Raw genomic sequence first — 22,860 nt, 5'->3', positions numbered from 1 at the left:
GCAAAGCATGAACATGCCTGCTGGTCCTTCTGGTCGAGCTTCGGAAGCGTCACCACCGTCTGGGCCGGTGGGGTTTCCTACTGGCCGATCAGGCGGTGAAGACGCCGACGAAGCCGGCGGTGTGAAATGCGATTGCATTGGCGATAATCATTACGCTGACTCCTTTCGTCATTGTGGCGCAGGCACGACAGTACTGGAAGGCAGGTTCGGAGCGCAACAACTTTTTTGGAGCGACGAATACCGCCGAATTGCAGGCAACTCAGCGAAAACCCGGTGGTGCTACCGGTGTTTGCCCCTCTCACCGCTTAGTGTGTGGGTTGTGTGGCGGCTAGACAAGAAACCAGATGAGCGCGATTTTGATATCGACGCCAATACTTCGCTTGCGCTCTCGGTCACCAGCCCGACTGACCTGAGCGCCGGCGATCCGAACTTTGCGGTGGGCAACGTGGCAGAAACCGAACGGCAGCGCTGGCGCAGCCAGCTCGCAGCAGTGGGAGGGCGCTCGCCCCTGCTCCACTTCGTCGACGAGCCCCGCACGCGCATTGAGCTGAGCTCGACCCACCCGGGAGGGCTGCCGCAATTCATCACCGGGCACTCGACGTTGCTGTCGAACCTGATCCGTGATGAGCTTGCCCTGCGGAGCGCCAAGGCGGCCGCCGACCAGATCACAGTCAAGGGCGTCGAGCTTCGCACCGTCCGCGGTATCGAGTCGGTCCACCTCGCGATCGGCCTCGCGCAGTGGCGCAACAATGGGGAGGACTTCTCGGCCCCCGTTCTGCTCCGCCCCGTCGCGATCCGCCGGTACGGCCGCGACTTCGAACTCAAGCTCAAGGGCGCTCCCTTCCTCAACCCGGAACTTGCCCGCGCGCTCCACGAGCAGTACAAGATCACCCTCGACGCAGACGCTTTCGAGGCACTCGCTGTCACGAACGGTGTGTTCAAGCCGCAACCGGTCATCGACCGTCTCCGCGGCCTGACCCAGCACCTCGAATGGTTCAGCGTTCAGCCCCGACTCGTTGTCTCGTCCTTCGCAGATGTCGGCAACGCCCTCGTGCGCGACGCCCGCGACCTCGAGCACCCCGTCCTCGACGCGCTCGCGGGAAACCCTGGCGCGCGACGACTGGTTGAGGGAATGTTCAGCCCGGTGGATGCCATCGGCCAGGACGAGCGCCCCCCGACAACTGACACCCTTCTCCTCGACGCAGACACCGAGCAAGAGAACGTGATCGCGCAGATCTCGGCCGGCCATTCCATCGTCGTCACCACCCTCCCGGGGACCGGCGGCACCCAGACCGTCGTCAACGCCATCGGCGCCCTCATCTCCCAGCACAAGCGCGTCCTCGTGGTCAGTGCTCGGCGTTCCAGCCTCGACGGCATCCGTCACCGCTTCAGCAAGGTCGGACTCCCTGGCTTCACCGTGAGTCCGGCGACCATCCGGCGTGACCTGATTCAGGCGATCTCGCGCAACGAGAAGGCGGTTGCCCCCAAGGTCGCCGAGGTCGATGACGCCCTGGTTCGACTGCGCAAGGTGCTCCTCGACTACCGGGGTTCCCTCCGCCGGATCGACAGCGGTCTTGGCGTGAGCGTGATCGATGCTCTCGAAGCGCTCACCCGGATCGGAAACCTCCAGGTCCCGCCGACGACGTCGGCCCGGCTTGACCTCGGCAGCCTCGAGAAGCTCGCAGGCAACCGTCAGATCGTCGCCCGCAAACTCGCGACGGCGGCTTCTCTCGGCGAATTCCAGTACGGGCCAGACGATTCTCCCTGGTACGGCGCGCATTTCGCCAGCACCAAACAGGCGAAGGCAACCCACGACCTGGCCAAGAAGCTTCACCGCACCGAATTGCCGCGGCTCCTCGAGCGCGGCTACGAGCTCATCGGGCAGACCCGCATGCGGGCATTCGAGTCCGTCGAAGAACTCGGCGTCTATCTGAGGCTCCTCCTCGACGTACGCGAGACCCTCGACAAGTTCCAGCCGAGCGTTTTCGACCGTTCCCTCGGCGAGCTCATCGCCGCGACGAGCAACCGGCGGGATGCCCCGGCCATGTCGGGTGCGAACCGTCGCCGCCTGAAGAAACTCGCCCGTGAGTACGTGCGCCCCGGCGTTCACGTTGCGGACATGAATGCCGCACTCCGTCGCATCCAGCAGCAGCGGACCCTCTGGCAGCGTTACGTCGCCGCCGGTGTCACCCCTGAGGTGCCACTCGGTATCGCCGACGTCCAGGTCGCCTACCAGCGTGTTGTCGAGGATCTCGGCAAGCTCGATGTTCCGCTGGGGCGCGACAAATCAGCCGCGCTGATCTCGCTCCCGGTGAAGGAACTCGTCCGGTTGCTCTCTGGCCTGGCCGCTGACTCCCAGGTGATGGAGAACCTGCAGGAACGCACCACTCTCATCGCTGAACTGCGTGAAAAGGGTCTTGCCCCGCTGATCACCGACCTGTCCGTCCGGCACGTGCCCGAGGACCAGGTCGCCGCTGAACTCGAACTCGCGTGGTGGCAGTCGGTGCTCGAGCACATGCTCGCAACCGACCGGGCACTGCTCGGTGCCAACACGAGCGTCATCGATCGCCTGGAGGCAGACTTCCGGCTGGTCGACGAGGCGCACGCGTCAGCATCCGGCGCCCTTCTCGGCGCCATGCTGGCCGACACCTGGAAGATCGGTCTCGTCGACTTCCCCGATGAGGCGACAGCACTCAAGAAGCTCCTCCGCGGGGAGGGCGCGACTCCGGCGAAGCTCGAAGCGACGGCGCCTCACCTGTCGCGAGTGCTCTCGCCAGTCTGGCTCGCGTCACCGTATGAGGTTCCCGTGCTTCCCGAGGGCGTGCGCTTCGACGCCGTTTTCCTCGTCGACGCCGGGGCGACAACGCTCGCCGAGAATGCCACGGCGATCCGCCGCGCCCGGCAGATCGTCGCAGTGGGTGACCCCGTCACGCAGAGCCCGACACCGTTCGAGATCGCGATCGGAAACGCCCCCGAACCGCATGCCGCCGACGACGTCGACGCGCGCCACGCCGATTCCGCGCTGGCTCACCTCTCGAACCTCCTTCCGACGCTCACGCTGACCCGCAGTTACCGGGCCGGCGGCGAAGACCTCGCCGAGCTCGTGAACCACCGGTTCTACGGCGGCGAGATCGAATCGCTTCCGTGGGCGGGATCATTCCTCGGGCACGGCAGCCTCACCCTCGACTACGTCCCCAACGGGCACGGGATGCCCGACCCGGAGACCGGGGGAGTCGAGAGTGTCGATGCCGAGGTTGCCCGCGTCGTGAACCTCGTTCTCGAACACGCCATCAACCGGCCGCGCGAGTCACTCATGGTGATCACGGCGAGTGAAAAGCACGCCACACGCGTGCACCAGTCGGTCATCTCGGCGTTCGCGACCCGGTCTGACCTGTCTGACTTCATTCTCAAGGAGCGCGCCGAGCCCTTCACGGTGCTCACTCTCGAACAGTCGGTCGCTGAGAGCCGTGACCGGGTCATCTTCTCGCTCGGCTACGGCGTCACACCGCACGGTCGAGTGCTGTCGAACTTCGGTTCACTCGGCGAGCCGGGGGGAGATCGCCTCCTCGCTGTCGGCATGACCCGCGCCCGCAGGTCCATGGTCATCGTGTCGTGCATCCGGCCCGAAGACATCGACGTCGACCGCATGCAGCACGGTATCGCTGCGCTCACCGAGATTCTCCGGCAGCCGGTACAGCACGAGCCGACGCCGCCGGCGACGGATGGCGCTGAGCCGATGCTGCTCGACCTCGCCGAGCGGCTGTACCGCACCGGACTGTCCGTCGAAGTCGGTTACCGCGGCAAGCTCGCGCTCGTCGCGTCATACGACGGTAAGGCAATCGCCGTGGAATCCGATCCCGAGGTCGGTTCGGACTCACTGCGCGAATCGCTGCGACTGCGCCCTGATGTTCTGCGCAGGCTGGGCTGGCATTACCTCCGAGTGCACAGCTTCGATCTGTTCAGCGACCCGGACGGTGTTGCAGCGAAGATCGTTTCCATGCTTGGCGCACCTGTATCGCACAAGGATGCCGCGTCCGACGACGCCTGACCCGCTGGCGCCGCTTAAACTGGGACCATGTCTGACGTCACCCCCTCCGCTGAGGCGACCGGTATTCCGGTGACGCGCCTTCGCGGGTCGCGGCGCGTGGTTCGGCCGGGAGCACCGGGTACCGACCTGACCCCCCAATCGACGAAGGATGCCGTCCGGGCGGCCGAAGACACCGACACGTCCTGGAGCACGCGACCCTCCGACAGCAACGACGACCAGTTGAAGCAGGACGTCCCGCCGCACTGGGGCTGACTTCGCGTTAACGAACGAACCGCGGGCGGCCGAAGCCACCCGCGGTTCGCGTTCGCCGGGTTACGGGCGCATATTGTTCTTGGCGAGCAGGTCGCGGATCTCGGTGAGCACGTCGATCTCGGTCGCGGGCGCATCCTCTTCGACGACTCCGGCCTTGCGGCGGGATTCGGCGTGCTCCTTCATCTTGTTGATGGGGAGAACGAAGATGAAGTAGACGACGGCGGCGACGATGATGAACGTGATGACCGCGCCGATGACCGCCCCGAACTTCAACTCAGCATCACCGATGGTGAGAATGAGCGAGTTGTCGAGGCTGTCCGCCTTGAACAGAGCCGCAATCAGCGGGTTGAAGATGTTCTCGACGATGGACGTGACAACCGCCGTGAAGGCCACACCAACGACGAAGGCGACGGCGAGGTCGATGACGTTGCCGCGGACGATGAAGTCCCTGAAGCCCTTGAGCATGCTGATGTCCTGCCGATCTGTTACGAGGATGTGGCGGCTGAAGCACCTGCCGAAGATCCGCCGGAACTACCAGCGGCTGAAGGCGACGATACCGTCTTCTCGGTCTTCTTGGCGGGCGTCTTCTCGGATTTCCGTGAGTCGTTGCGGTAGAAACCGGAGCCGTTGAATGTCACGCCGACGGCGCTGAAGAGCTTGCGCAGTTTTCCGTCACACGTCGGGCACTCGGTGAGTGACGAGTCGGTGAAGGACTGCTGGATGTCAAATGCGACGTCGCAGACGGTGCATTTGTACGAATACGTAGGCATGGTGGTTTCCTGGCTGATTGCGGCAGTGTGCCGGGTCTGGAGTGCTAAAAGTCGAAGATGCGTGATGGTGTGACGACGCCGTTGACCGGCTGGTCGTGAAGCTCACGCGGAATCGCGTCGAGAACCTCGTGGTCGTAGACGACGGCGTAGACCGGCGGGCACTTCTCCATCGAACCGAGCGTCTTGTCGTAGTATCCGCGGCCCCAGCCCAGTCGCGTCCCATCCGGGCTGATGGCAGCGGCGGGAACCAATATGAGGTCGACGTCATTGATCGCGATCGGTCCGAGGGCCTCGCCGACGGGCTCCGGCATCCCGAACATGCCCTGTTGTTCAGCATCGCCTTCCGGGCTTCCGACGGTCCAGTCGAGGAGCCCGTCTTCGCGGGTCACGGGGAAGAGGACCCGGACGTCGTTCGCGAGCGCCCAGTTGAGGAAGGGACGGGTGTCCGGCTCGTTAGGTGCGGAGAGATAGCAGGACACGCTCCGGGCGTCGAGCCCCGTGACGAGAGCGACGAGGTTGTTCGTCAGGCCGATGGTGGCGTGCTCCCGCTCATTCGCGGTGAGATGCTGTCGCCGTTCGCGGAGTTCGGCACGCAAAGCGCGCTTTTCATGATCCGCTGGGGTGGGCATAGACCCATTCTACCGAGCGGATGCAAACCAGACGGCATCCGTTCACTGCAAGCCTGTCCCGGTGAAAATCGCTGCCCACTACGATTGAGCCATGTCGTCATCAGTTCGCAAAGTTGTCATCCCCGCCGCAGGCCTCGGAACCCGGTTCCTCCCGGCCACGAAAGCAATGCCGAAGGAGATGCTTCCGGTTGTCGACAAGCCCGCGATCCAGTACGTGGTCGAGGAAGCAGTCAGCGCTGGACTCAACGATGTGCTGATGATCATCGGGCGCAACAAGAACGCGCTCGCGAACCACTTCGACAGTGTTGTAGAACTCGAACTCGCGCTCGAGGCAAAGGGAGACACGAAGCGCCTCGACCGCGTCGTCGAGTCGAGTGAGTTGGCCGACATTCACTTCCTCCGGCAGGGAGACCCCCGCGGCCTCGGTCACGCTGTCTCGCGTGCACGCCGCCACATCGGGAACGAGCCGTTTGCAGTTCTCCTCGGCGATGACCTCATCGACGCTCGTGACCCGTTGCTCACGACGATGATCGCCGAACAGGAGAAGCGCCAGGCGACCATCATCGCCCTCATGGAGGTCCCTGCATCCACCATCCAGATGTATGGTTGCGCCGCGGTCGAGCCGACCGACAACCCTGACGTCGTCCGGGTGACCGGCCTGGTCGAAAAGCCCGCTCCCGAGGATGCCCCGTCGAACCTCGCCATCATCGGCCGGTACGTGCTGACTCCCGAGGTCTTCGACATCCTCGACCGCACGGCACCGGGTAAGGGCGGCGAAATCCAGTTGACTGACGCGCTGCAGGAACTTGCGGCCGACGAGTCCATCGCCGGGGGAGTGTATGGAGTGATCTTCCGGGGGCGTCGTTACGACACGGGCGATCGCCTCGACTACATCAAAGCCATCGTGCAGCTCGCATCGGACCGTGAAGACCTCGGAGTCGAGCTCAAGCCCTGGCTCAAGGACTTCGCCGCGAACCTCGACTAGCTCGCTGCCCGAAGGAGAACCGCGGTGGCCCAACCCGTTCCCGTGCTGATCGACGGTCCTATCACCGTCCGTCCGGTCCGAATCCGCGATGCGAAGGCCATGGAGCACGAGCTTCTGAGCAACCGATCGTGGCTCCGACCGTGGGAGGCGACCAGCCCATACGCTCCGCGCTCTTTCGACATGCGGTCGAGCATCCGTTCGCTGCTTCAGAACGCCCGCGCCGGCGGAGGGCTGCCGCTCGTCATGGAATATGACGGAGAACTGGCCGGGCAGCTCAACGTCTCCGGTATCACCTACGGGTCCCTGTCATCAGCGACCCTCGGCTATTGGGTCTCGGAACGGTTCGCCGGTCGTTCGGTCACACCGACCTCAGTCGCTCTTGCGACCGACTACTGTTTCACCGAATTGGGACTGCACCGGATGGAGATCTGCATTCGTCCCGAAAACCGGCCGAGCCTGCGCGTCGTCGAGAAGCTGGGCTTCCGATACGAAGGTTTCCGCCGGCGGTACATCCATATCAATGGCGACTGGCGCGATCATTTCTGTTTCGCTCTCGTGCGGGAGGAAGTTCCCGAAGGAGTGCTGAACCGATGGAAGAGTGGGAAGGTTCCTTCGGATGCGGCTGAGGTTCCCGCCGTCGACCGGGTCGCCGCGCAGTCTCCGCTGGTGCCGCGACCGCCGCTGTTTTAACCTTCAACCTCAACTTTCGGGTGACACACCCAGCGCAATGAGAGCCGAAGTGCCGACGCGCTCGTAGTTTAGAGCCATGACTGGTGGCGGACTCCTGAGTGGCGGAATGGTCTTTGCTGTTGCCGCGGTGCTCTGGATCGTCTACCTGTTGCCGACCTGGATGCGGCGGAGCGAGTACGTAGCGACGGAACGTAATGCGATCCGGTTGCAGCAGACCCTCCGGATTCTCGCTCAGACGGCTGAAGCGCCCCAGGAAATCAGGGTGGAAGCGACAGCGCGCGACGTCGCCGAGCAGCAGAAAATTCTCAAGCGGCTCGAGGCGGAAGCCACCGAGCGGGCACGGCTCGAGGCGACCGTGTCAGCGGAGGCTGCACGAGCGAGCGCAGCTGCGGCCATCGCAAGCCTGCGGGCAGAACCCCGGGTTCGGATCGCACGTGCGCGTCGCCGAGCGCGGCTGGCAACGACAGGCGTCCTCGTTCTGTCTCTGGCAGTTGCAGCAGCCGGCGGCTGGACTTTCGCCACGGGGGGCTCCGTACTTCTTCTCAGCGCAGGTGGTGCGACCGCAGCCATCGCACTGGGCCTGATCGTCCGGATGGCGAAAGTGGGCGCGCGAAGCACCGGTATCACGGTCCAGCTTCCCGCCGTCCGGAATGCGGCGGTGTTCGAGCCCGTCGAGATGGAGGCAAGCGCTCCAGCCGCTGCCACCTGGACGCCAACGCCGCTCCCCAAACCGCTTCACCTGTCACAGGGCTCAATCGCAGCAGAAGCAATCGCTCAGGCGGACGCCCACGATGCCCTTCGCCGAGCCGCGCTCGCCCAGGTGATGGCTGCCCGCGCGGCCGAGAGCGCTCCTGCCGTCCCAACGATCATCGCAAAGCCCGTCGAACAGCCGGCCTCCACCTCGTCCGGGTCGCCGAGCAGGTTCGCTGGCATGGGAATCGTCGACGAATCCGAGCTTGCACCGACAGACATTTCTGCGATTCTCCAGCGCCGCCGCGTCGCGAGTTAGTGAATTCCACGCGGCCGATCGCGTGATAATCTTGACGACATCAGGGCCTATGGCGCAGTTGGTAGCGCGCCTCGTTCGCATCGAGGAGGTCAGGAGTTCGAATCTCCTTAGGTCCACCCTGAACAGCTGTTTCGATTTCCCCGTGCCACCACCGCCAGACGCACTGTCCGGCTCCGAGTTTGGAAGGGCACACGATGTCCGCTTCAAAAAAGAAGAAGAACAAGAAGCACAAACGGCTCGACAAAGGTCTGTATGAAGCTGAACTTGCGCGGCTGCAGATCGAGCTGGTGACGATGCAGCGGTGGATCTCAGCGAGCGGTGCACGCGTACTCGTCGTCTTCGAAGGCCGGGACGCCGCGGGCAAGGGCGGCGCAATCAAGCGAATCGTTCAATACCTCAACCCGCGAACGGCTCGAGTCGTCGCCCTTCCGACTCCGAGCGAGCGTGAACGCGGCCAGTGGTACTTCCAGCGTTACATCGAGCACCTGCCGACAGCGGGTGAGATCGTCCTCATGGACAGGTCCTGGTACAACCGTGCTGGAGTCGAGCGCGTGATGGGCTACTGCACTCCCGAAGAGTACGACAGGTTCGTCGCGCAGGTCCCGACCTTCGAGCGGCTCCTCGTCGAGGACGGCATCATTCTTCTCAAGTACTGGTTCTCGGTCTCCGATTCCGAGCAACAGTCGCGCTTCCGGTCCCGGCTGAAAGACCCCATGCGCCGGTGGAAGCTCTCTGACACCGACCTTGCGTCGATCACGCGGTGGGAGGACTACTCCCGGGCCAAGGACAGCATGTTCGAGGCGACGGATACGCCGGATGCGCCGTGGTGGACCATCGAGAGCGACGACAAGCGGTCAGCGCGGCTGAACACCATCGCCCACCTTCTCTCGCAGGTGCCGTACGAGGCGAGCGAACCACCGACGGTGAAAATCCCGGATCGACCAGACGCGACGGAGACCGCGCGGCCCAATCGGGACGACCAGCGTTTCGTGCCCGACGTGACGAAAGCGTTGTCAGCGAAGGCGTGACCATCGTCGCCTCGCGCGACCTTCTTCGCAACCGTTCACTTGAGCAGCCGCGACAGCACACGATCGGCGAGCGGTTTGCCTCCGGTCTGGCACGTCGCGCAATACTGGAATGTCGAGTCGCTGTAGATCACCTGCCGCACCATGTCTCCGCAGACGGGGCAGGCTTGTCCGGTGCGACCGTGCACCTGCATCGCGATCTTCTTCTCTTTCTTCAAGTCGGATGCCGCGACGCCGTCTGCGCGTTCGATCGCGTCGAGGAGCGTGGCGCGCATCGCGTGGAACAGACGCTCTGCCTCATCCGTGGTCATCGACGCCGGCTTGAAGGGTGACATCCGGGCCGTGTGGAGGATCTCATCGGAGTAGGCGTTGCCGATTCCCGCGATGAGGGACTGGTTGCGGAGAACACCCTTGATCTGCGAGCGCCCGGCCGCTGCCAGAATCCCGGCGAAGACATCGAAGGTGAAGCCGGGGGAGAGGGGGTCCGGGCCAAGCCTGGCGATCCCGGGCACCTCGAGAGGGTCGCGAACCACGTAAACCGCGAGGCTCTTCTTCGTGCCCGCTTCGGTGATGTCGAAGCCTGAGCCGTCGTCGAGCACCAGTCGCGCCGCCAGCGCTGTGCGGCCCGGCTTGCTCATCGCAGCGGGCGGATCGGGGCGCCAGCGCAGCCAGCCGGCTCGAGCAAGGTGGACGATGAGGTGCAGGTCACCGATTGTCAGGTCGAGGAACTTGCCGTGTCGGCCGACGGCCCCGACCGGCGCGCCGTTGAGGGCGCTGACGGGCGGATCGAACGTCTTGAGCGCGGCGAAAGAGATCAGGTCGAACCGGTCTATCGTGCGCCCGGTCAGGCGCGAACGCAGGTCGTCGACGAGCGCGTGGACCTCTGGCAGTTCTGGCACCGTCCCAGTCTGGGACAGACCGCTGACATCCGTCCAGCGGTTGTCAGCCGGTCTGCCTCGAGTACAGCCACGCGAGAAGGTACGTCCTGCTGTTGCCATCGTCGATCCGCTCCTCCGGCAGCGCTGCGACCGCCCCGAGAGCGCTCGTCGCGGCATCCGGTCCTGCGAGGGCGGAGTACATCAGCAGGTAGTCCCCGAAGAGTACGTCGAAGCCGTCCGGTGCTGCCTCGGCGACGTTGGCCTCGATTCGCTCCGGGTCGCCCGCCAGGTAACCGGCGACGGGGCTCATCGGCAGAACGAGAATCCCCAGCATCGCGCTGGGTTCCGCGGAGAACCAGGTCGCGTAGTCGCGTTTGCCTCCCCACACGAGAGAAGTGACGGTGTGGTCGAAACCGTCGTAGATCGCCGCGTCCAGCGGGAAGTCCGTCCAGTACGCTCGCGCGGATGCTGCCTCGGTCGACAGCATCCATACCGCTTCCTGGTGGAGCGTGGGCTGGTCGCTGGCCGCAGCCCACAGAGCAAGACCGTTCCAGGCCGTGACGGCCTCGGAGCTGGATTCCTGGTTGTTCCCGTCGGCGAAAGGAGACGTCCCGCTGGCCCAGGAGTGCCCCGCGTACGCGTCGAAGACGCGGCGTTCGGGGAACCACTTACTCCGTCCGCTCGTTGCGAGGTCTGCGGCGAGGAGGTTCATCACGGGCGCCCAGTCAGCGGCGAGTTCCGCGTTGTCCGCGGCCACCACTCCGGCGGCATAGAGAAAGTAGCCGTAGTGGAAATGATGGTCGTTGAACTCGTCGGAACCGAACGAGGGCTCCAGACCGACGATCCCGCGGGCCGCTGGGTCGTATACGAAACACCGTGACGAACGTCTCTCACAACCGGCAGGATCCATCCACTGGCCGAGTTCCGCAGTGAGCCGTTCCTCGAGAACGGTGACGGCGTCCGCGGCATCCAGCTGACGCGCAACACTCAGGAGGTTTGCCGCCCGGTACAGCGCCTTACCCCCGAAATACGTGTCAGTGGGGAACGGAGTGGTTGCAGCGACGTCGGCGCCGAGCGAAGCGAGAAGGTCGGTTCGTTCGCCAGCGGCCAGACCGGACAGCTCGACCGAGCCGGAAGGCTCGAGAAGCGGTACATCCCAGGTCAGGGTCGGTGTGCGGCAGAGACGGAGATCCCCGTAGATACTCGGGTACGTTCCCAGCGCGCAATCGATACCCGCCGGTTCCTGGTGTGGCATGACAGCCACGAGGGTCCCGGAGTCGCTGCTGGTCCGGTAGGTGATCGCTGTGGTCGCTGTTGTCGCACCCACTCGGTATTCGACGGAGGTCTCGATCACCGGATGCCGCGCGGCAGCGGCAAGGTCGTCGAGCGTCCCGTCCTCCGGCACCGCGAACCAGGTCACAGTGTCACCACCCGAGAGGGAGAGGGTTGTTCCGTCGGCCCCCAGCGTTCCGCCGGACACCAGCCCGTATTCGTCCCCGGCCACCACAGCGGTCGCAACCGAATCCGACGAGCCGGGCGTGAACTCGTTCGACAGAGTCACCGCGGTGTCGCTCGTCGCTGTGAACGACACGAACGGTGAGCCCTGCGCCACCACGGTGCGGCCGACCTCGGCGCCGTTGTCGCTGTGCGCGATTGTGACGGTTGCCGTGTCATAGGCGACCACGATGTGCTCATCCGCACCGACGTCGGCACGAATCGCGGCGAAGAAACCACCCATGATCACCGCTGGCGATGTCGATACCTGGGGAACGCCGAACGCCATTCCGCCGTCGACGAGCTGGAAGGACAGCGGAAGCGGGAAGACAGGCATCGACGGCTCTCCGAACACCAGCCCCGAGAACCAGCGGTTCGTGGGGGGAACGAGTCCGTCCGCCAGTCGTGCAGGGGGAAGAGGAGTCACGGTGCGCTGGGGGAGTACATCGACCAGTGGAGCCACCGCTTCTTCCGGAAAGATGGGTTCCCCGCCCCCTCGTGCTGCCGTTGAAGGGGAGGTGGCTGGTTGTGCCGACCAGGCGCATCCGGCGAGGAGGCTGATGACTGCCATCCCAACGAGAGTCTTGCGAAGCGTGTGTGATGGCATGTCAGACCCCGATCTTTCGGAGGAAATCGAACAGGTTGTCGCTCAGCCCGGCGAAGATGCCGTCGTTCCGCAGCTGGAGCATCGCGCTTACCGGTGTTCCGCGCGCCATGAGACCGTGGTGGCCGCCGTCGACGAGCGAGTTACTCGTCACGGTGACGGATGTCGTCGCCTTTCCGTCGTTTGTCGTGACGGTGATGGACGACACGCGGCCGGCGATGCGCTGGTTGTCGGGGAGAACGATTTCGACGTCGGCGCCGTCCTCGATTCGTGCGTAGTCACCGCTGGTGAGCTCGTATTCCGCGGCGACGAACAGCGAGCCCGCGCGATCGATCGTCGCGAGAACCTGCCCGGCCTGCACGAACGATCCCCGCTCCGTCGCGATGTCGTGGACCGTTCCCGCGACCGATGCCGTCAGCGTGATGGTTCCGTCTGACGTCACCGCATAGGCGATGGTCTCGGGTTTGAGCAGCCCTTCGGCAAGGTCGGCCTGCAACGTCGTACTCAGGATGACGAAGAGTGTGTCGCCTTCCCTGACCCGATCGCCGTTGTTCACCGTGCGCTCGACGACGGTGCCTCCGTAGTCCATGCCCACCGGGAACCGCTCGGCCTGGACCGATGCGGAGTCACTTGCGACCTGGGATTGGCGCTGGGTGAAAACGAGGGTCAGGACCGTGACCAGAGCGAACACGCTGAGGAGGCCGACGAGCAGTTTGAGCCTGCTCCGCCAGGTCATGATCCAACTCCTGCCGGCGTGGCCGACGTCGTAACCTGCGGTCGAGTCGCCGGTTGCATGGTGGGGAGTATCGCGGTGGCTGAGCGTTTACCTTCGCGGAGTGCCGTGGCAACGAAGCTGCCGAGGATCACCGTGTTCGTGACATTCCATGCTGTCGCGAGCGTGAGCATCCCGTGGCCGACATCACGCCAGATGGCGACGATCGAGGTGAGCAGGAGAAAGGTGAAGAACAGGACCTGCGGAATCATGACGTTGAACGCCGAACCTGCACGATTCCTGTCGCCGGTTGCCGTCCACGTCTGCTCCCGGTCGAGCAGGACGTTGAACAGCGCCGTCACGTAGATGGGGAACGAGGCCGTTGCGAGCATGAGGGTCTCCCACCGGAAGGAGCCCATCGTGTAAAAAGCGAGGACGATCTGCATCAGATAAAAGCCTGCATAGAACAGGAGCCAGGTCAGCACGGTGGTCGAAAGGTGCACGGGTCTCAGATCGAAGTAGATCTCGAGCGGCGGAACCAGCAGGAGAAGCAGGGGAGAGATCCCGGTGAGGTAGAACGACCCGGTGACGAGGTACTGCAGCCTCTGATCAAGGCTGAGTTTGCTCTTGCGGCTGAACAGATTGTGTCGGAGGAGAATTTCAAAACCGCCCGTTGCCCAGCGCAATTGTTGCTTCGTGTATGCCTCGATGGTGTCCGGAGCGTCACCGACAGCCAGAACGAGCGGGATGTACACCGTTCTCCAGCCGCGTTCGTGCAGCATGAGGGAGGTCCACACATCCTCCGACTTGGAGTCGGTGTACAGTCCGCCGATGTCGTCGACAGCGCTACGCCGGAACACCACGTTGGTGCCGACGCAGAAGGCAGCGTTGAACCTGTTGCGTCCCGGCTGGATGAACCGGTAGAACACGGACTGCATGTAGGCGGCTCCGCGCGAAATAACGTTGTGCAGGTTGCCGTAGCTCTGCGGGGTCTGCACGAAAGCGACGTGTTCGTCTGCGAAGAACGGGATCGTTTCGACGAGGAACTCGGGCTGCGGCGCGAAGTCAGCGTCGAAGATTGCGAAAAACTCCCCGTTCGAGAGCGCGACCGCATGGTTGACGTTCCCCGCCTTCGCGCCTGAGTTCCCGAGCCGGCGCACATATCGTGCTCCCAGCTCGGCGGCAAGAGCCTTCACGTCGTCGGACTTGCCATCATCAAGGACCCAGGTCACATGGGATCCGGTCATCGCCAGCGCCGCCGTCACGGTGCGCCGGATGGTGTCAAGGTCTTCACCGTACGTCGTGATGAACACATCGATCGAGACAGGGGAGTTGCCCAGGTGAACCGCCCAACGTTCCGGCGAATCGGCGTATCCATCGCGCATGATGTCCCGTGAACGAAACAGCGAACCGTGTGCCTGATGGAACGCAAAATCACGTGGGTCGTGGGCCGCCGACAGGATCGTCCACATCGAGAGGAAAGCCTGGGCGATCAGGATCGATTCCGCCGCGATCACCATGACGTACGGCAGCCAGTCGCCCCGGCTCTCAGGATTCAGCAGGAAGGCCGCGTAGGCGAGGATTCCGACGGTTGCCACGACGACGAGGAGGATCAGCGAGGGTGATTGGGGTCTACTGGCTCCTGCGGAGCGCGAGGGGAGGGCAGGTTCGGTGATGACAGATGAGGACAGGCGGGATCGGGATTCCAGGGACGTCATGCGGGCTCGATTCGGGTGAGAACTGACATGGCCTCGTCCGAAACAGCGGATCGCCGGTGTAACGGTCGAGGAATCGGCGCGACATCGTTGGCACTGGGCGGAACGGAGCCGGTGAGCCCCGCACTGGTCTCAACCTAAGAAGAGTGCCCCTAACGTGACAACCCCTCACGATTTCGGGCAGGTGAATAGTTCGTGTCGTTCGGGAGACGGCGACGTTCACTAAACTGGTATCCGACGCGGAGGAGACCATGTTCGAAGGTGGCAGCTGGATTTGGGGCATCGCACTCATCGCGATGCTCGTCGTGGTGATCGCGCTCTTCGGACGCCGACTCAAAGGTGCGTTCTCAGCTGAAGGGTCAGCGCGGTTCGACACGACCGAGATCCCGCCGGACGACCCGGGATCGCGCGAGTTCATCGTTCGTGACGACCAGACCGGATCCCGCATGCAGTTCGTCACCCTGCACGAGCAGGGGCGGGTCGTCAGCGTCGTCGTTCCGCAGAAACACCTGAGGAAGGGCGTCGAGGTCGACCTGTTCGAGGCGGTCGTGCCCACCGCTCCGCAGGTGCGTCGCTGGACCTGGCCGCAGACGACTCCCGACGGGTACGCGGCACTACAGATCATCGCGAGGCGGATGCCGGACCTCGAGTTCATCGACGCCCAGGGAAACCGCGTGTCCTGAAGCCGTCAGGTCGGCGGGGCCAGCGGCGTGCCGCACCGCCAGCACGAATCCGCCAGGCCCTCACGAAGCGCACCACAGGTGTCGCAGACGAGATTGAGCCAGCAGACCGGGTCGCCGGGAGGCTCGTCGTCTTCGGGCCTCATGGGGTCGCGTCGAGTGAGCCCTCGGCGTTCGAGTGCGCGTGGGCGATGAGTTCGCGCAGAACGTTCTCGTCAACGCTCTCCAGCTTCTTGATGTAGACGCAGCCCTTGCCGAGGGAGTGTGGACCGAGGCGCGCGAGCAGCTCCTCACTGGACGGGTGGCCCTGGAGGCCATAGAGGGTCAGTGAACTCTTTCGCGGCGCAAAACCGACCTTCATCGTGTCGCCCTCGTGTCCGCTGGCGTAGCGGTAGTGAAACGAACCGAACCCGATCATGCTCGGCCCCCACATCACCGCCTGTTCTCCGGTGACCTCAGCCATGAGCGTGCGTAAGCGCTCGGCATCCGTTCGCCGCTTCTCGTCCTCGATCGATGCGAGGAACGCGCCCGGATCGGATGTCGTCTGGACGTTCTTCTGCTCAGCCATGTGCCCATGATGGCACCGCGGCTGTGGCGACTCAACGCCGGCCGGAGAACTCCTGCGGTCGTCCGGCGGGCCGTGTGCGGCCGGTGGGCCAGCCCCAGGCGGGCCGCCCCGCATTCAGCTCCACCGCTTCGGAATAGTGGCCGATGAGAGCACCACACACGCTGCTCCACGTTCGCGGCTCGACGCTCGCCCTGGCAGCCGTCGCGAATGCCCTGCGTTTCGTCTCATCGCCAGCGAGATCGGTGACTCGGCTGCGCAACTCGTCCAGATCCCCGGGGCGATACAGCCAGCCGGTCCTGCTGGAGTCGACGAGGTCCAGTGGTCCGCCGCGGCCGGTTGCAACGACAGGGACACCGCTCGCCATCGCTTCCTGAATGGTCTGGCAGAACGTTTCTGACTCACCGGGGTGAATGAAGACGTCGAAGCAGGCGACAACCGTCGCGAGTTCGGTGCCGGAGAGGAATCCGAGAAACAGGGCGTCGGGAAGCAAGCGCTCCAGCCGCTCCCGCTCCGGCCCGTCCCCGACGATGACGACTCGTGTGTTCGGGATGCCCGCGAGCGCTTCGAGATCTTCGACCTGTTTCTCGGCGGCAAGCCTGCCGACGTAACCGAGGATCCGCTCGCCTGAGGGCGCAACACGCTGCCGCCAGTCCTCGTCGCGGTTAGCGGGAGAGAAACGCAGGGAATCGACGCCGCGGACCCACAGCCGAACCCGGTCGATGTCGTGGCTGTCGAGTTGGTCGAGTGCGTAGCGAGAAGGCGCGAGTGTGAGGGTCGAACGCTGGTGGATCCGCCGAACGTGATCCCAGAGGAGTGGTTCAGCCAAGGGATACCCGTAGCGCGCCGCGTACGCGGGCACATCGGTCTGGTACACGGCAACGGTAGGCAACCCGAGACGCTCCGACGCCCGCAACGCCCGCCAGCCCAGCACGAACGGTGAGGCGAGGTGCACGACGTCGGGACGAAAAGCGGCCAACAGGTGTGTCAGCTTCGCCACGCTACCCGTCGCAAGGCGCACGTTCGGGTATGAGGGCAGGCCGAAGGCCGGCAGCGAGGCCACAGGATATCCGTGGAGTTCGGACGGGGTGGCGGATGCCCTCGGTGCGATCACGAGAACGTCGTCGCCGCGATCGGCGAGGTGATCGAGGATTCGGAGGAGGGAGTGGGTGACGCCGTTCATGTGCGGCAGGAAAGACTCGGCAACCAGTGCGATTCTCATGGGCCCAGCTTCACTGGCGGAGGCCTACCCCTGTGGACGGGAGAGCGTCGAGAAGTTGACCGTTGGGTAACAGTTCTGGGTTAGCCGCCGAAGACGGTGGTCGCGATGGTGAAGATCACGAGCCCGGCGAGAGCCCCGACGACGGTTCCGTTGATGCGGATGAACTGCAGGTCCTTGCCCACCTGCAGTTCGATCTTGTCGCTCGTTTCCCTCGGGTCCCACCGTTCGATGGTCTCGGTGATCACCCCGGCGATCTCGTGACGGTGCTTGTCGACAAGCGCCACCGCGGCATCCGTCACCCAGTCGTCGACCTTGTCCGTGAGCCGGTCGTCGCGGCCGAGGCGCTCGCCGATGTCCATGAGCGTGGCGGTGATCTGACGCCGAAGGCCGCTCTCCGGGTCCTCGAGCGAGACGATGAGCGCCTCCCTGGTCGTGTTCCAGGCTCGGCTGGCGAGGTCGCGCACGCGCGGGCTGTCGAACATTTCGCTCTTGACCCGTTCGAACGCGGCAATGGTCTCCGGGTCGTCCTGCAGTTTGTGTGTCAGCTCCGAGAGGTAGCGGTCCAGCGCAACGCGGGCGGTGTGCTGGTCGTCCGTGCGCATCCGGTGCACAAAATCGACGGCTTCGCGGTAGATGCGTTCGTCGACGAGGCGATCGACGAACGAGGGCAGCCAGCCGGGGAGGCGCGCGGATACGAGGCGCGAGAACGCCGCGGGGTTGGTCGTGAGCCACTCCTCGAGCCCGTCGAGAAGGAGGTTGACGGCGTTCTGGTGTCCGCCATCCGCGACGAGGCGCTCACCCCAGGCCCCGAGATGCTCGCTCCAGCTGGGATCGATGATGTGGGTTCGGGCGAGTTGCTCGACCACGTCCTGCACGTCGTTGTCGTCGAGGAGTTCGAGCGTGCTGCGTGCGGCCGCTGCCGCGTCATCGGAGAGCCTGGTCGCGTTTTCGGGCCGCGCAAGCCAGGCGCCGACCGTGCGCCCGATGGCGACGGATTCAAGCTTCTCCCGCACGACGGCGGTCGAGAGGAAATTGGATTCGACGAATTCGCCGAGGCTCGCGCCGATTTCGTTCTTTCGCCGGGGAATGATCGCGGTGTGCGGAATTTTCAGGCCGAGCGGATGCCGGAACAGTGCGGTCACCGCGAACCAGTCGGCGATCGCACCGACCATCCCGCCTTCGCTCGCCGCGCGCACCCACGCCAGCCACGGGATATCGTCCTGAAGCGCGAAGGAAACAAAGAAGATGACGGCCATCACCGCGAGCAGGCCGGTCGCCGTCCGCTTCATCCGGACGAGGGCCACCCGGCGTTCGGCGTCGAGCGGGCTGTCGATCAGTAACGTCATTCGCCCATCGTATGTCGAGGGTTCGGTGAGTCAGACGGGCTTGCGATCAGCCGCAACCGCGCCTTCGGCTTCGGCGTCCGCCGGAGCGGCAGGCGGGTTCGCCGGCGCTGCCCCGGCCTCGGTCGGGAGCGGTGGGCGTGGCGGGAGGGCCTCATGCGGGTAACCGGAGGGACCTGGCGGGCGGGCGGCGCCGGCGGGGCGCTTGCGCCGCACGAGCCAGACGATGAGGACCGCGAGAAGGGCGAGCGGCACGAACCACGGAAGCACGATACCGAGGACGACAAGGAACCCGCCGAGAAAGGCCATCAGCGAGGTGAAGCCGACGACGACGCCACCCCAGAAATCTCCGGGAGCGGCCCCTGCTACCTCGCCGGGCATCGTGATGTACATCTCGACGGTCGCGAGATCGACGCGATCCCTGAGCGAATCTCGCTGAGCGGTCAGTCCGTCGAGTTCCGTCTGGCGTTCTGACAGCGCCGCCTCGAGGTCGATGAGGTCAGCGGTGGTCGTCGCCTGGGACATCATGGTGAGCAGGCGGTTGACGCTCGTCTGGAGTGCCTTGATTCGTGCGTCGAGGTCGGCGGCTTGTGTGGTGACATCCGTCTCATTCAGAGAGGACCGGAGGAGGTTCCCCAGCGTCTTCAACTCGATGAGGGTCGCATCGAGAGAGTCCGACGGCACCCGGAGGACAAGCTGGGCTGAGCCGTTGCGGGACTCCTCGGCGGGAGAATCGGTGCGGCTGTCGACGTGACCACCGACCTCGAGCACGACATTGACGGCGTCATCAGCGACCGCGACGGGATCCGATGAGGAGAGTGAAATGGACGCTGAGCTCACGACCTGACGGCCGGTCTCATCACCACCGAGGTCTTCCGATCCTTCGACCTGTGGCGCCTGAACGCCTCCTCCTTCGGAGGAGTCGCTGCCCGACATGCCGGCTGAGCATCCGGTGAGCAGAGCGAGAACGAGAAGCAGGGCCGTCACAGGAGCGGCACGGCGGCCGCTTTTTCCGATCGGTGAGGGGTTCATGGCATCACTCTAGGAGGAGGTTCTCGCCGGGCCGAGAGGTCGTAGCTTTCGGTACGGTCACGATTCGCGGAGGTGAAATGTGACGATTTGTCACATGCCCCCTCCCTTGGGGGACTTGCACGGTCCCCCAAACGGAGGATCCTAGAGATCACGCATTCCGGGTTGCCCCACCTGAAATGTTGCGTCATTGTCCTGAAAATTCCCGCGAGGACTGCTGCCCCCAGTATTCGCCTTTGCTGGAGAAATTCATCTATGTTTACAAGCTCTACTGACCGGGGACCCGAAACTCCTGTCAGGCTCATGGTTATCATCGGCAGTGTCCGTCCAGGTCGTCTCGGACTGTCCGTCGCTCTCTGGGTACACGAACACGTCACCGCACGCGGCGGATTCGACATCGATTTTGTCGACCTCGCCGAGCTCAACCTTCCCCCCGTCGATGAACACCGGCTGCCGAGAACCGGCCAGTACGGGCGCAGGCACACCGCGGCGTGGAGCGAGCGCGTGCAGAATGCGGATGCCTTCCTCTTCGTCTCCCCAGAAATCAACTCGAGCTTCGCTCCTGCTCTCAAGAACGCCCTCGACTTCCTGTTCCACGAGTGGAGCCGCAAGCCCGTCGGACTCGTGAGCTACGGAGGAAAGGGAGGTGGCGCCTTCGGCGTTGCCGCCCTGCGCCCTGTGCTGTCTGACCTTGGCCTCGTCGCGGCGAGCACACACCTTGATATCTCCCGTGTGTCCCAACAGGTCGACGACGGGTTCTTCCTACCGAGCGGCGACCAGACCACCCGGCTCGACGGTTTGCTCGACGAACTCCGTGCGCTCGCTCCGGCGTTGCGCTCGGTACGCGAGGCAACTCTCGTCGCGAGTTAGCTGACGATTGATCGGTCCAGGTTCTCCGTTAGCCGCGGGGAACCTGGATCGGTTCTGTGTCGGGGATCGGGCTGGCGTCCCGCCCCCGAAGGTCGGGGTGCCAGCGCTTGCCGAGGAGCGGAACGAGGAATCCGACGAAGGCCAGGGCTGCGGCGGCCCAGAACGCACCGACCGCTCCGTTCTGATCGATGAGCAGCCCGGCGACGGCTGAGCCCAAAGCGGCACCGATGAGCTGGCCGGTTCCGACCCAGCCGTACGCCTCAGCGGTGTCGCTGAACTTCACACTCGCCGACACCATCGCGAACAGCACGGTGAGGGCAGGCGCGATCCCGATTCCGGCAACGAAAAGCGTGATCGACAGCATGACGGCGCTGGAGAAGAACATAGAGATCGTGATGCCGGCGAACACGATGAACATGCGCCGGGCGAGCGCCCATGGACCGATGGGGATGTGCCCGAACGTGAGCCCCCCGGCCAGGCTGCCGAGAGAGAAGATGCCCAGGACGATTCCTGCGTCGAGTCCGTCGTGGCCGAACGTCGCCACGACGCCGGCCTCGAGGGCGGCGCACGCACCGATCAGGAGGAAGCCCACGACGGTCGCGAGGAGTACGGGAGGGCGTTTCAGAACCACCCCGATCTTGCGTTTGCTCCTGGGGATACGGACCCGGCTCACCTCGGGCGAGGCGATGAACCATAGACCGCCGAAGACCATAATCACGACGGCGGTGAGGATTCCCCAGTCAGTGCCGACCTGCGTCGAAATGAACGTGGTGATCACCGGGCCGAGAACCCAGATGATCTCCTGCGCCGAAGCATCCAGCGAGAACAGAGGGGTGAGCTGCTTGGAGTTCACCATTTTTGGATAGATCGTGCGCACCGCTGGCTGGACCGGGGGAGTTGCAAGCCCGGCGACGAGAGCGAACGCCATATAGCCGGGAACCGTCATGGGCACGATCGCAACGGTGGTGACCGTCACCGCGCACACCACGAGCGTGAGGATGAGGACGGGACGCATGCCCCAGACGCCCATCCACCGGCTGGTGAGGGGGCCTGCGGCGGCCTGCCCGACACTCGCCGCTGCGAGCACGAGTCCCGCGGCGCCATAGGAGCCCGTGACCTGCTCGACGTGCAGAAGGAACGCAAGCGACAGCATCCCGAAGGGGAACCGGGCGACGAGCTGGGCGGCAATGATTCGAGCGACGCCTGACGTTTTCAACAGGCTCGAATATCCGCTCATGGGTCACAATTCTACGGATGCGATGGGGCCCGGATGAACACCCGATCGGCCGGTTCGCGACACGCCGGGCAAGTGTCGTCCCGCCGAAAATTAATGTCGGACGTGCGGCGTAGCGTTCTATCTGTGGAGAAGCCGCCCGGGAGGGCCGCGAACCTGTGCCAATCCGCACTTTTCGTCCTTCAGGCCTCTGTGGATAAAAGGGTGGACAAACGGTGGAAAACGGAACAAAACGGTGGAATTGGTTGTTGATAACTACAGACGTGTAACTACTACTGGTTGGGGTTCGCCCCAAGTCGACCAACTATATGTAGTATTGGACCACCGGCAAGTCAGTGCCGCTCACCAACTTGTGGAAATACAGAAGAAGGGCCCCAGTTCGATGACAATCACGGTCTACACCAAGCCTTCGTGCGTTCAGTGCACCGCGACCTATCGTGCGCTCGACAACAAGGGCATCGAGTACGAAGTTCTCGACCTCTCAGCTGACGAGAACGCTCTCGAAGCGGTCAAGGCGCTCGGTTACCTCCAGGCCCCCGTGGTCATCACCGATGAAGACCACTGGTCCGGATTCCGTCCGGACAAGATCAACGAGTTGGCGTCGCGGCTTTCCTGAGGTTTCGACAAGCTCAACCACCGTTGAACCGAGGTTCGATCTCCTCGGTTGAGGACGTTGCAGTGAGGGGTGGACCCATGACGAAGCTGGTGTACTTTTCCAGCATTTCGGGGAACACCCGTCGCTTCATCGACAAGCTCGATGTGCCGGCGGCACGGATCCCTCTTCACTCGAAGGACCCTGCGCTCACGGTCGACGAGCCGTACGTGCTCGTCACTCCCACCTACGGCGGGGGAGACGGCAAGGGCGCGGTGCCCAAGCAGGTGATCCGGTTCCTCAATGATGAGCGCAACCGGAAACTGCTGCGAGGTGTGATCGCCGCTGGGAACACAAACTTTGGATCGGCATATGGGCTGGCCGGAGACATCATCTCCGCGAAGTGCCAGGTGCCGAACCTGTATCGCTTTGAAGTATTCGGAACACCGGACGACGTTCGAGTCGTCCACGAGGGATTGGAATCATTTTGGCTGGAACAGTAGTGACTGAGGTG

Annotated in this window: 22 protein-coding genes and 1 tRNA gene; 11 read left to right on the top strand and 12 right to left on the bottom strand. The window is 64.2% G+C overall.

Features of this window, described 5'->3' with window-relative positions; translation table 11 throughout:
• Positions 1–319 precede the first annotated feature (319 nt).
• The gene (locus tag ACWA1Q_RS10680; RefSeq protein ID WP_463757263.1) at positions 320–4,048 is read left to right on the top strand and encodes an AAA family ATPase; all 3,729 of its coding nucleotides are present in this window, start codon (positions 320–322) and stop codon (positions 4,046–4,048) included.
• Positions 4,049–4,075: 27 nt separating this feature from the next.
• On the top strand, positions 4,076–4,300 hold the full coding sequence (locus tag ACWA1Q_RS10675) for a hypothetical protein (protein ID WP_463757261.1): 225 nt from the start codon (positions 4,076–4,078) through the stop codon (positions 4,298–4,300).
• Between the two features lie 60 nt (positions 4,301–4,360).
• Here the strand turns inward: ACWA1Q_RS10675 and mscL are convergent, their stop codons facing one another.
• From mscL to ACWA1Q_RS10660, 3 genes are read right to left on the bottom strand one after another with little or no spacing between them, the layout of a single operon-like run.
• Positions 4,361–4,765, bottom strand: a complete 405-nt coding sequence (gene mscL / locus ACWA1Q_RS10670; protein ID WP_463757259.1) for a large conductance mechanosensitive channel protein MscL — start codon at positions 4,763–4,765, stop codon at positions 4,361–4,363.
• 20 nt (positions 4,766–4,785) lie between these two features.
• The gene (locus tag ACWA1Q_RS10665; protein ID WP_463757258.1) at positions 4,786–5,070 is read right to left on the bottom strand and encodes an FmdB family zinc ribbon protein; all 285 of its coding nucleotides are present in this window, start codon (positions 5,068–5,070) and stop codon (positions 4,786–4,788) included.
• Positions 5,071–5,114: 44 nt separating this feature from the next.
• Positions 5,115–5,699, bottom strand: coding sequence for a 5-formyltetrahydrofolate cyclo-ligase (locus tag ACWA1Q_RS10660; protein ID WP_463757256.1), 585 nt, complete (start codon positions 5,697–5,699; stop codon positions 5,115–5,117).
• A gap of 91 nt (positions 5,700–5,790) precedes the next feature.
• Here ACWA1Q_RS10660 and galU point away from each other — a divergent pair, with 91 nt between their 5' ends.
• The 5 genes from galU (at position 5,791) to ppk2 (ending at position 9,411) form a co-directional block, all read left to right on the top strand.
• A complete protein-coding gene (galU, locus tag ACWA1Q_RS10655) occupies positions 5,791–6,684 on the top strand; it encodes a UTP--glucose-1-phosphate uridylyltransferase GalU (RefSeq protein ID WP_463757255.1) in 894 nt (297 codons plus the stop codon).
• Positions 6,685–6,708: 24 nt separating this feature from the next.
• Positions 6,709–7,374, top strand: coding sequence for a GNAT family N-acetyltransferase (locus tag ACWA1Q_RS10650; RefSeq protein WP_463757252.1), 666 nt, complete (start codon positions 6,709–6,711; stop codon positions 7,372–7,374).
• Between the two features lie 76 nt (positions 7,375–7,450).
• Entirely contained in the window at positions 7,451–8,383 is a 933-nt protein-coding gene (locus ACWA1Q_RS10645) for a large exoprotein (protein ID WP_463757251.1), read from the top strand.
• A 43-nt stretch (positions 8,384–8,426) separates the two neighbouring features.
• A tRNA-Ala gene (locus ACWA1Q_RS10640) sits at positions 8,427–8,499 on the top strand.
• A 78-nt stretch (positions 8,500–8,577) separates the two neighbouring features.
• Positions 8,578–9,411 (top strand): polyphosphate kinase 2, encoded by an 834-nt coding sequence (ppk2, locus tag ACWA1Q_RS10635; protein WP_463757249.1) that lies wholly within the window; start codon positions 8,578–8,580, stop codon positions 9,409–9,411.
• 35 nt (positions 9,412–9,446) lie between these two features.
• On the opposite strand, the gene ACWA1Q_RS10630 is transcribed toward ppk2, so the two are convergent.
• From ACWA1Q_RS10630 to ACWA1Q_RS10615, 4 genes are all read right to left on the bottom strand, one after another.
• Positions 9,447–10,307, bottom strand: a complete 861-nt coding sequence (locus tag ACWA1Q_RS10630; RefSeq protein WP_463757248.1) for an Fpg/Nei family DNA glycosylase — start codon at positions 10,305–10,307, stop codon at positions 9,447–9,449.
• 43 nt (positions 10,308–10,350) lie between these two features.
• Entirely contained in the window at positions 10,351–12,243 is a 1,893-nt protein-coding gene (locus tag ACWA1Q_RS10625) for a glycosyl hydrolase (RefSeq protein WP_463757246.1), read from the bottom strand.
• Between the two features lie 145 nt (positions 12,244–12,388).
• Entirely contained in the window at positions 12,389–13,120 is a 732-nt protein-coding gene (locus tag ACWA1Q_RS10620; RefSeq protein ID WP_463757244.1) for an efflux RND transporter periplasmic adaptor subunit, read from the bottom strand.
• A complete protein-coding gene (locus tag ACWA1Q_RS10615) occupies positions 13,117–14,814 on the bottom strand; it encodes a glycosyltransferase family 2 protein (protein WP_463757243.1) in 1,698 nt (565 codons plus the stop codon). The genes ACWA1Q_RS10620 and ACWA1Q_RS10615 overlap by 4 nt, the downstream gene beginning before the upstream one ends.
• 248 nt (positions 14,815–15,062) lie before the next feature.
• Here ACWA1Q_RS10615 and ACWA1Q_RS10610 point away from each other — a divergent pair, with 248 nt between their 5' ends.
• A complete protein-coding gene (locus ACWA1Q_RS10610) occupies positions 15,063–15,494 on the top strand; it encodes a hypothetical protein (RefSeq protein WP_463757241.1) in 432 nt (143 codons plus the stop codon).
• 139 nt (positions 15,495–15,633) lie between these two features.
• On the opposite strand, the gene ACWA1Q_RS10605 is transcribed toward ACWA1Q_RS10610, so the two are convergent.
• The 4 genes from ACWA1Q_RS10605 to ACWA1Q_RS10590 all read right to left on the bottom strand — a co-directional run bounded on the left by ACWA1Q_RS10605 (position 15,634) and on the right by ACWA1Q_RS10590 (position 19,653).
• A complete protein-coding gene (locus ACWA1Q_RS10605) occupies positions 15,634–16,059 on the bottom strand; it encodes a DUF1801 domain-containing protein (protein ID WP_463757240.1) in 426 nt (141 codons plus the stop codon).
• Between the two features lie 31 nt (positions 16,060–16,090).
• Positions 16,091–17,278 (bottom strand): glycosyltransferase family 4 protein, encoded by a 1,188-nt coding sequence (locus tag ACWA1Q_RS10600; protein WP_463757239.1) that lies wholly within the window; start codon positions 17,276–17,278, stop codon positions 16,091–16,093.
• An 80-nt stretch (positions 17,279–17,358) separates the two neighbouring features.
• Positions 17,359–18,624 (bottom strand): DUF445 domain-containing protein, encoded by a 1,266-nt coding sequence (locus ACWA1Q_RS10595; RefSeq protein ID WP_463757237.1) that lies wholly within the window; start codon positions 18,622–18,624, stop codon positions 17,359–17,361.
• Positions 18,625–18,654: 30 nt separating this feature from the next.
• Entirely contained in the window at positions 18,655–19,653 is a 999-nt protein-coding gene (locus tag ACWA1Q_RS10590) for a DUF4349 domain-containing protein (protein ID WP_463757236.1), read from the bottom strand.
• Between the two features lie 300 nt (positions 19,654–19,953).
• Here ACWA1Q_RS10590 and ACWA1Q_RS10585 point away from each other — a divergent pair, with 300 nt between their 5' ends.
• A complete protein-coding gene (locus ACWA1Q_RS10585) occupies positions 19,954–20,520 on the top strand; it encodes an NADPH-dependent FMN reductase (protein WP_463757234.1) in 567 nt (188 codons plus the stop codon).
• 28 nt (positions 20,521–20,548) lie between these two features.
• On the opposite strand, the gene ACWA1Q_RS10580 is transcribed toward ACWA1Q_RS10585, so the two are convergent.
• Positions 20,549–21,757, bottom strand: a complete 1,209-nt coding sequence (locus tag ACWA1Q_RS10580) for an MFS transporter (protein ID WP_463757233.1) — start codon at positions 21,755–21,757, stop codon at positions 20,549–20,551.
• Between the two features lie 379 nt (positions 21,758–22,136).
• Between ACWA1Q_RS10580 and nrdH the strand changes: the two genes are divergently transcribed.
• Positions 22,137–22,370 (top strand): glutaredoxin-like protein NrdH, encoded by a 234-nt coding sequence (nrdH, locus tag ACWA1Q_RS10575; protein WP_463757231.1) that lies wholly within the window; start codon positions 22,137–22,139, stop codon positions 22,368–22,370.
• A 77-nt stretch (positions 22,371–22,447) separates the two neighbouring features.
• The gene (gene nrdI / locus ACWA1Q_RS10570) at positions 22,448–22,849 is read left to right on the top strand and encodes a class Ib ribonucleoside-diphosphate reductase assembly flavoprotein NrdI (RefSeq protein WP_463757229.1); all 402 of its coding nucleotides are present in this window, start codon (positions 22,448–22,450) and stop codon (positions 22,847–22,849) included.
• The last annotated feature ends 11 nt before the right edge of the window (positions 22,850–22,860 follow it).

The organism is Mycetocola sp. TRD_SC_2, from assembly GCF_055361225.1.
This window is presented reverse-complemented; position numbering and strand designations above follow the sequence as displayed.

Coding starts and splice junctions, on each gene's coding strand:
- ACWA1Q_RS10675 (WP_463757261.1), top strand. CDS start 4,076: ATGTCTGACGTCACCCCCTCCGCTGAGGCGACCGGTATTCCGGTGACG.
- mscL (WP_463757259.1), bottom strand. CDS start 4,765: ATGCTCAAGGGCTTCAGGGACTTCATCGTCCGCGGCAACGTCATCGAC.
- ACWA1Q_RS10665 (WP_463757258.1), bottom strand. CDS start 5,070: ATGCCTACGTATTCGTACAAATGCACCGTCTGCGACGTCGCATTTGAC.
- ACWA1Q_RS10660 (WP_463757256.1), bottom strand. CDS start 5,699: ATGCCCACCCCAGCGGATCATGAAAAGCGCGCTTTGCGTGCCGAACTC.
- galU (WP_463757255.1), top strand. CDS start 5,791: ATGTCGTCATCAGTTCGCAAAGTTGTCATCCCCGCCGCAGGCCTCGGA.
- ACWA1Q_RS10645 (WP_463757251.1), top strand. CDS start 7,451: ATGACTGGTGGCGGACTCCTGAGTGGCGGAATGGTCTTTGCTGTTGCC.
- ppk2 (WP_463757249.1), top strand. CDS start 8,578: ATGTCCGCTTCAAAAAAGAAGAAGAACAAGAAGCACAAACGGCTCGAC.
- ACWA1Q_RS10620 (WP_463757244.1), bottom strand. CDS start 13,120: ATGACCTGGCGGAGCAGGCTCAAACTGCTCGTCGGCCTCCTCAGCGTG.
- ACWA1Q_RS10615 (WP_463757243.1), bottom strand. CDS start 14,814: ATGACGTCCCTGGAATCCCGATCCCGCCTGTCCTCATCTGTCATCACC.
- ACWA1Q_RS10610 (WP_463757241.1), top strand. CDS start 15,063: ATGTTCGAAGGTGGCAGCTGGATTTGGGGCATCGCACTCATCGCGATG.
- ACWA1Q_RS10605 (WP_463757240.1), bottom strand. CDS start 16,059: ATGGCTGAGCAGAAGAACGTCCAGACGACATCCGATCCGGGCGCGTTC.
- ACWA1Q_RS10600 (WP_463757239.1), bottom strand. CDS start 17,278: ATGAGAATCGCACTGGTTGCCGAGTCTTTCCTGCCGCACATGAACGGC.
- ACWA1Q_RS10595 (WP_463757237.1), bottom strand. CDS start 18,624: ATGACGTTACTGATCGACAGCCCGCTCGACGCCGAACGCCGGGTGGCC.
- ACWA1Q_RS10590 (WP_463757236.1), bottom strand. CDS start 19,653: ATGAACCCCTCACCGATCGGAAAAAGCGGCCGCCGTGCCGCTCCTGTG.
- ACWA1Q_RS10585 (WP_463757234.1), top strand. CDS start 19,954: ATGGTTATCATCGGCAGTGTCCGTCCAGGTCGTCTCGGACTGTCCGTC.
- ACWA1Q_RS10580 (WP_463757233.1), bottom strand. CDS start 21,757: ATGAGCGGATATTCGAGCCTGTTGAAAACGTCAGGCGTCGCTCGAATC.
- nrdH (WP_463757231.1), top strand. CDS start 22,137: ATGACAATCACGGTCTACACCAAGCCTTCGTGCGTTCAGTGCACCGCG.
- nrdI (WP_463757229.1), top strand. CDS start 22,448: ATGACGAAGCTGGTGTACTTTTCCAGCATTTCGGGGAACACCCGTCGC.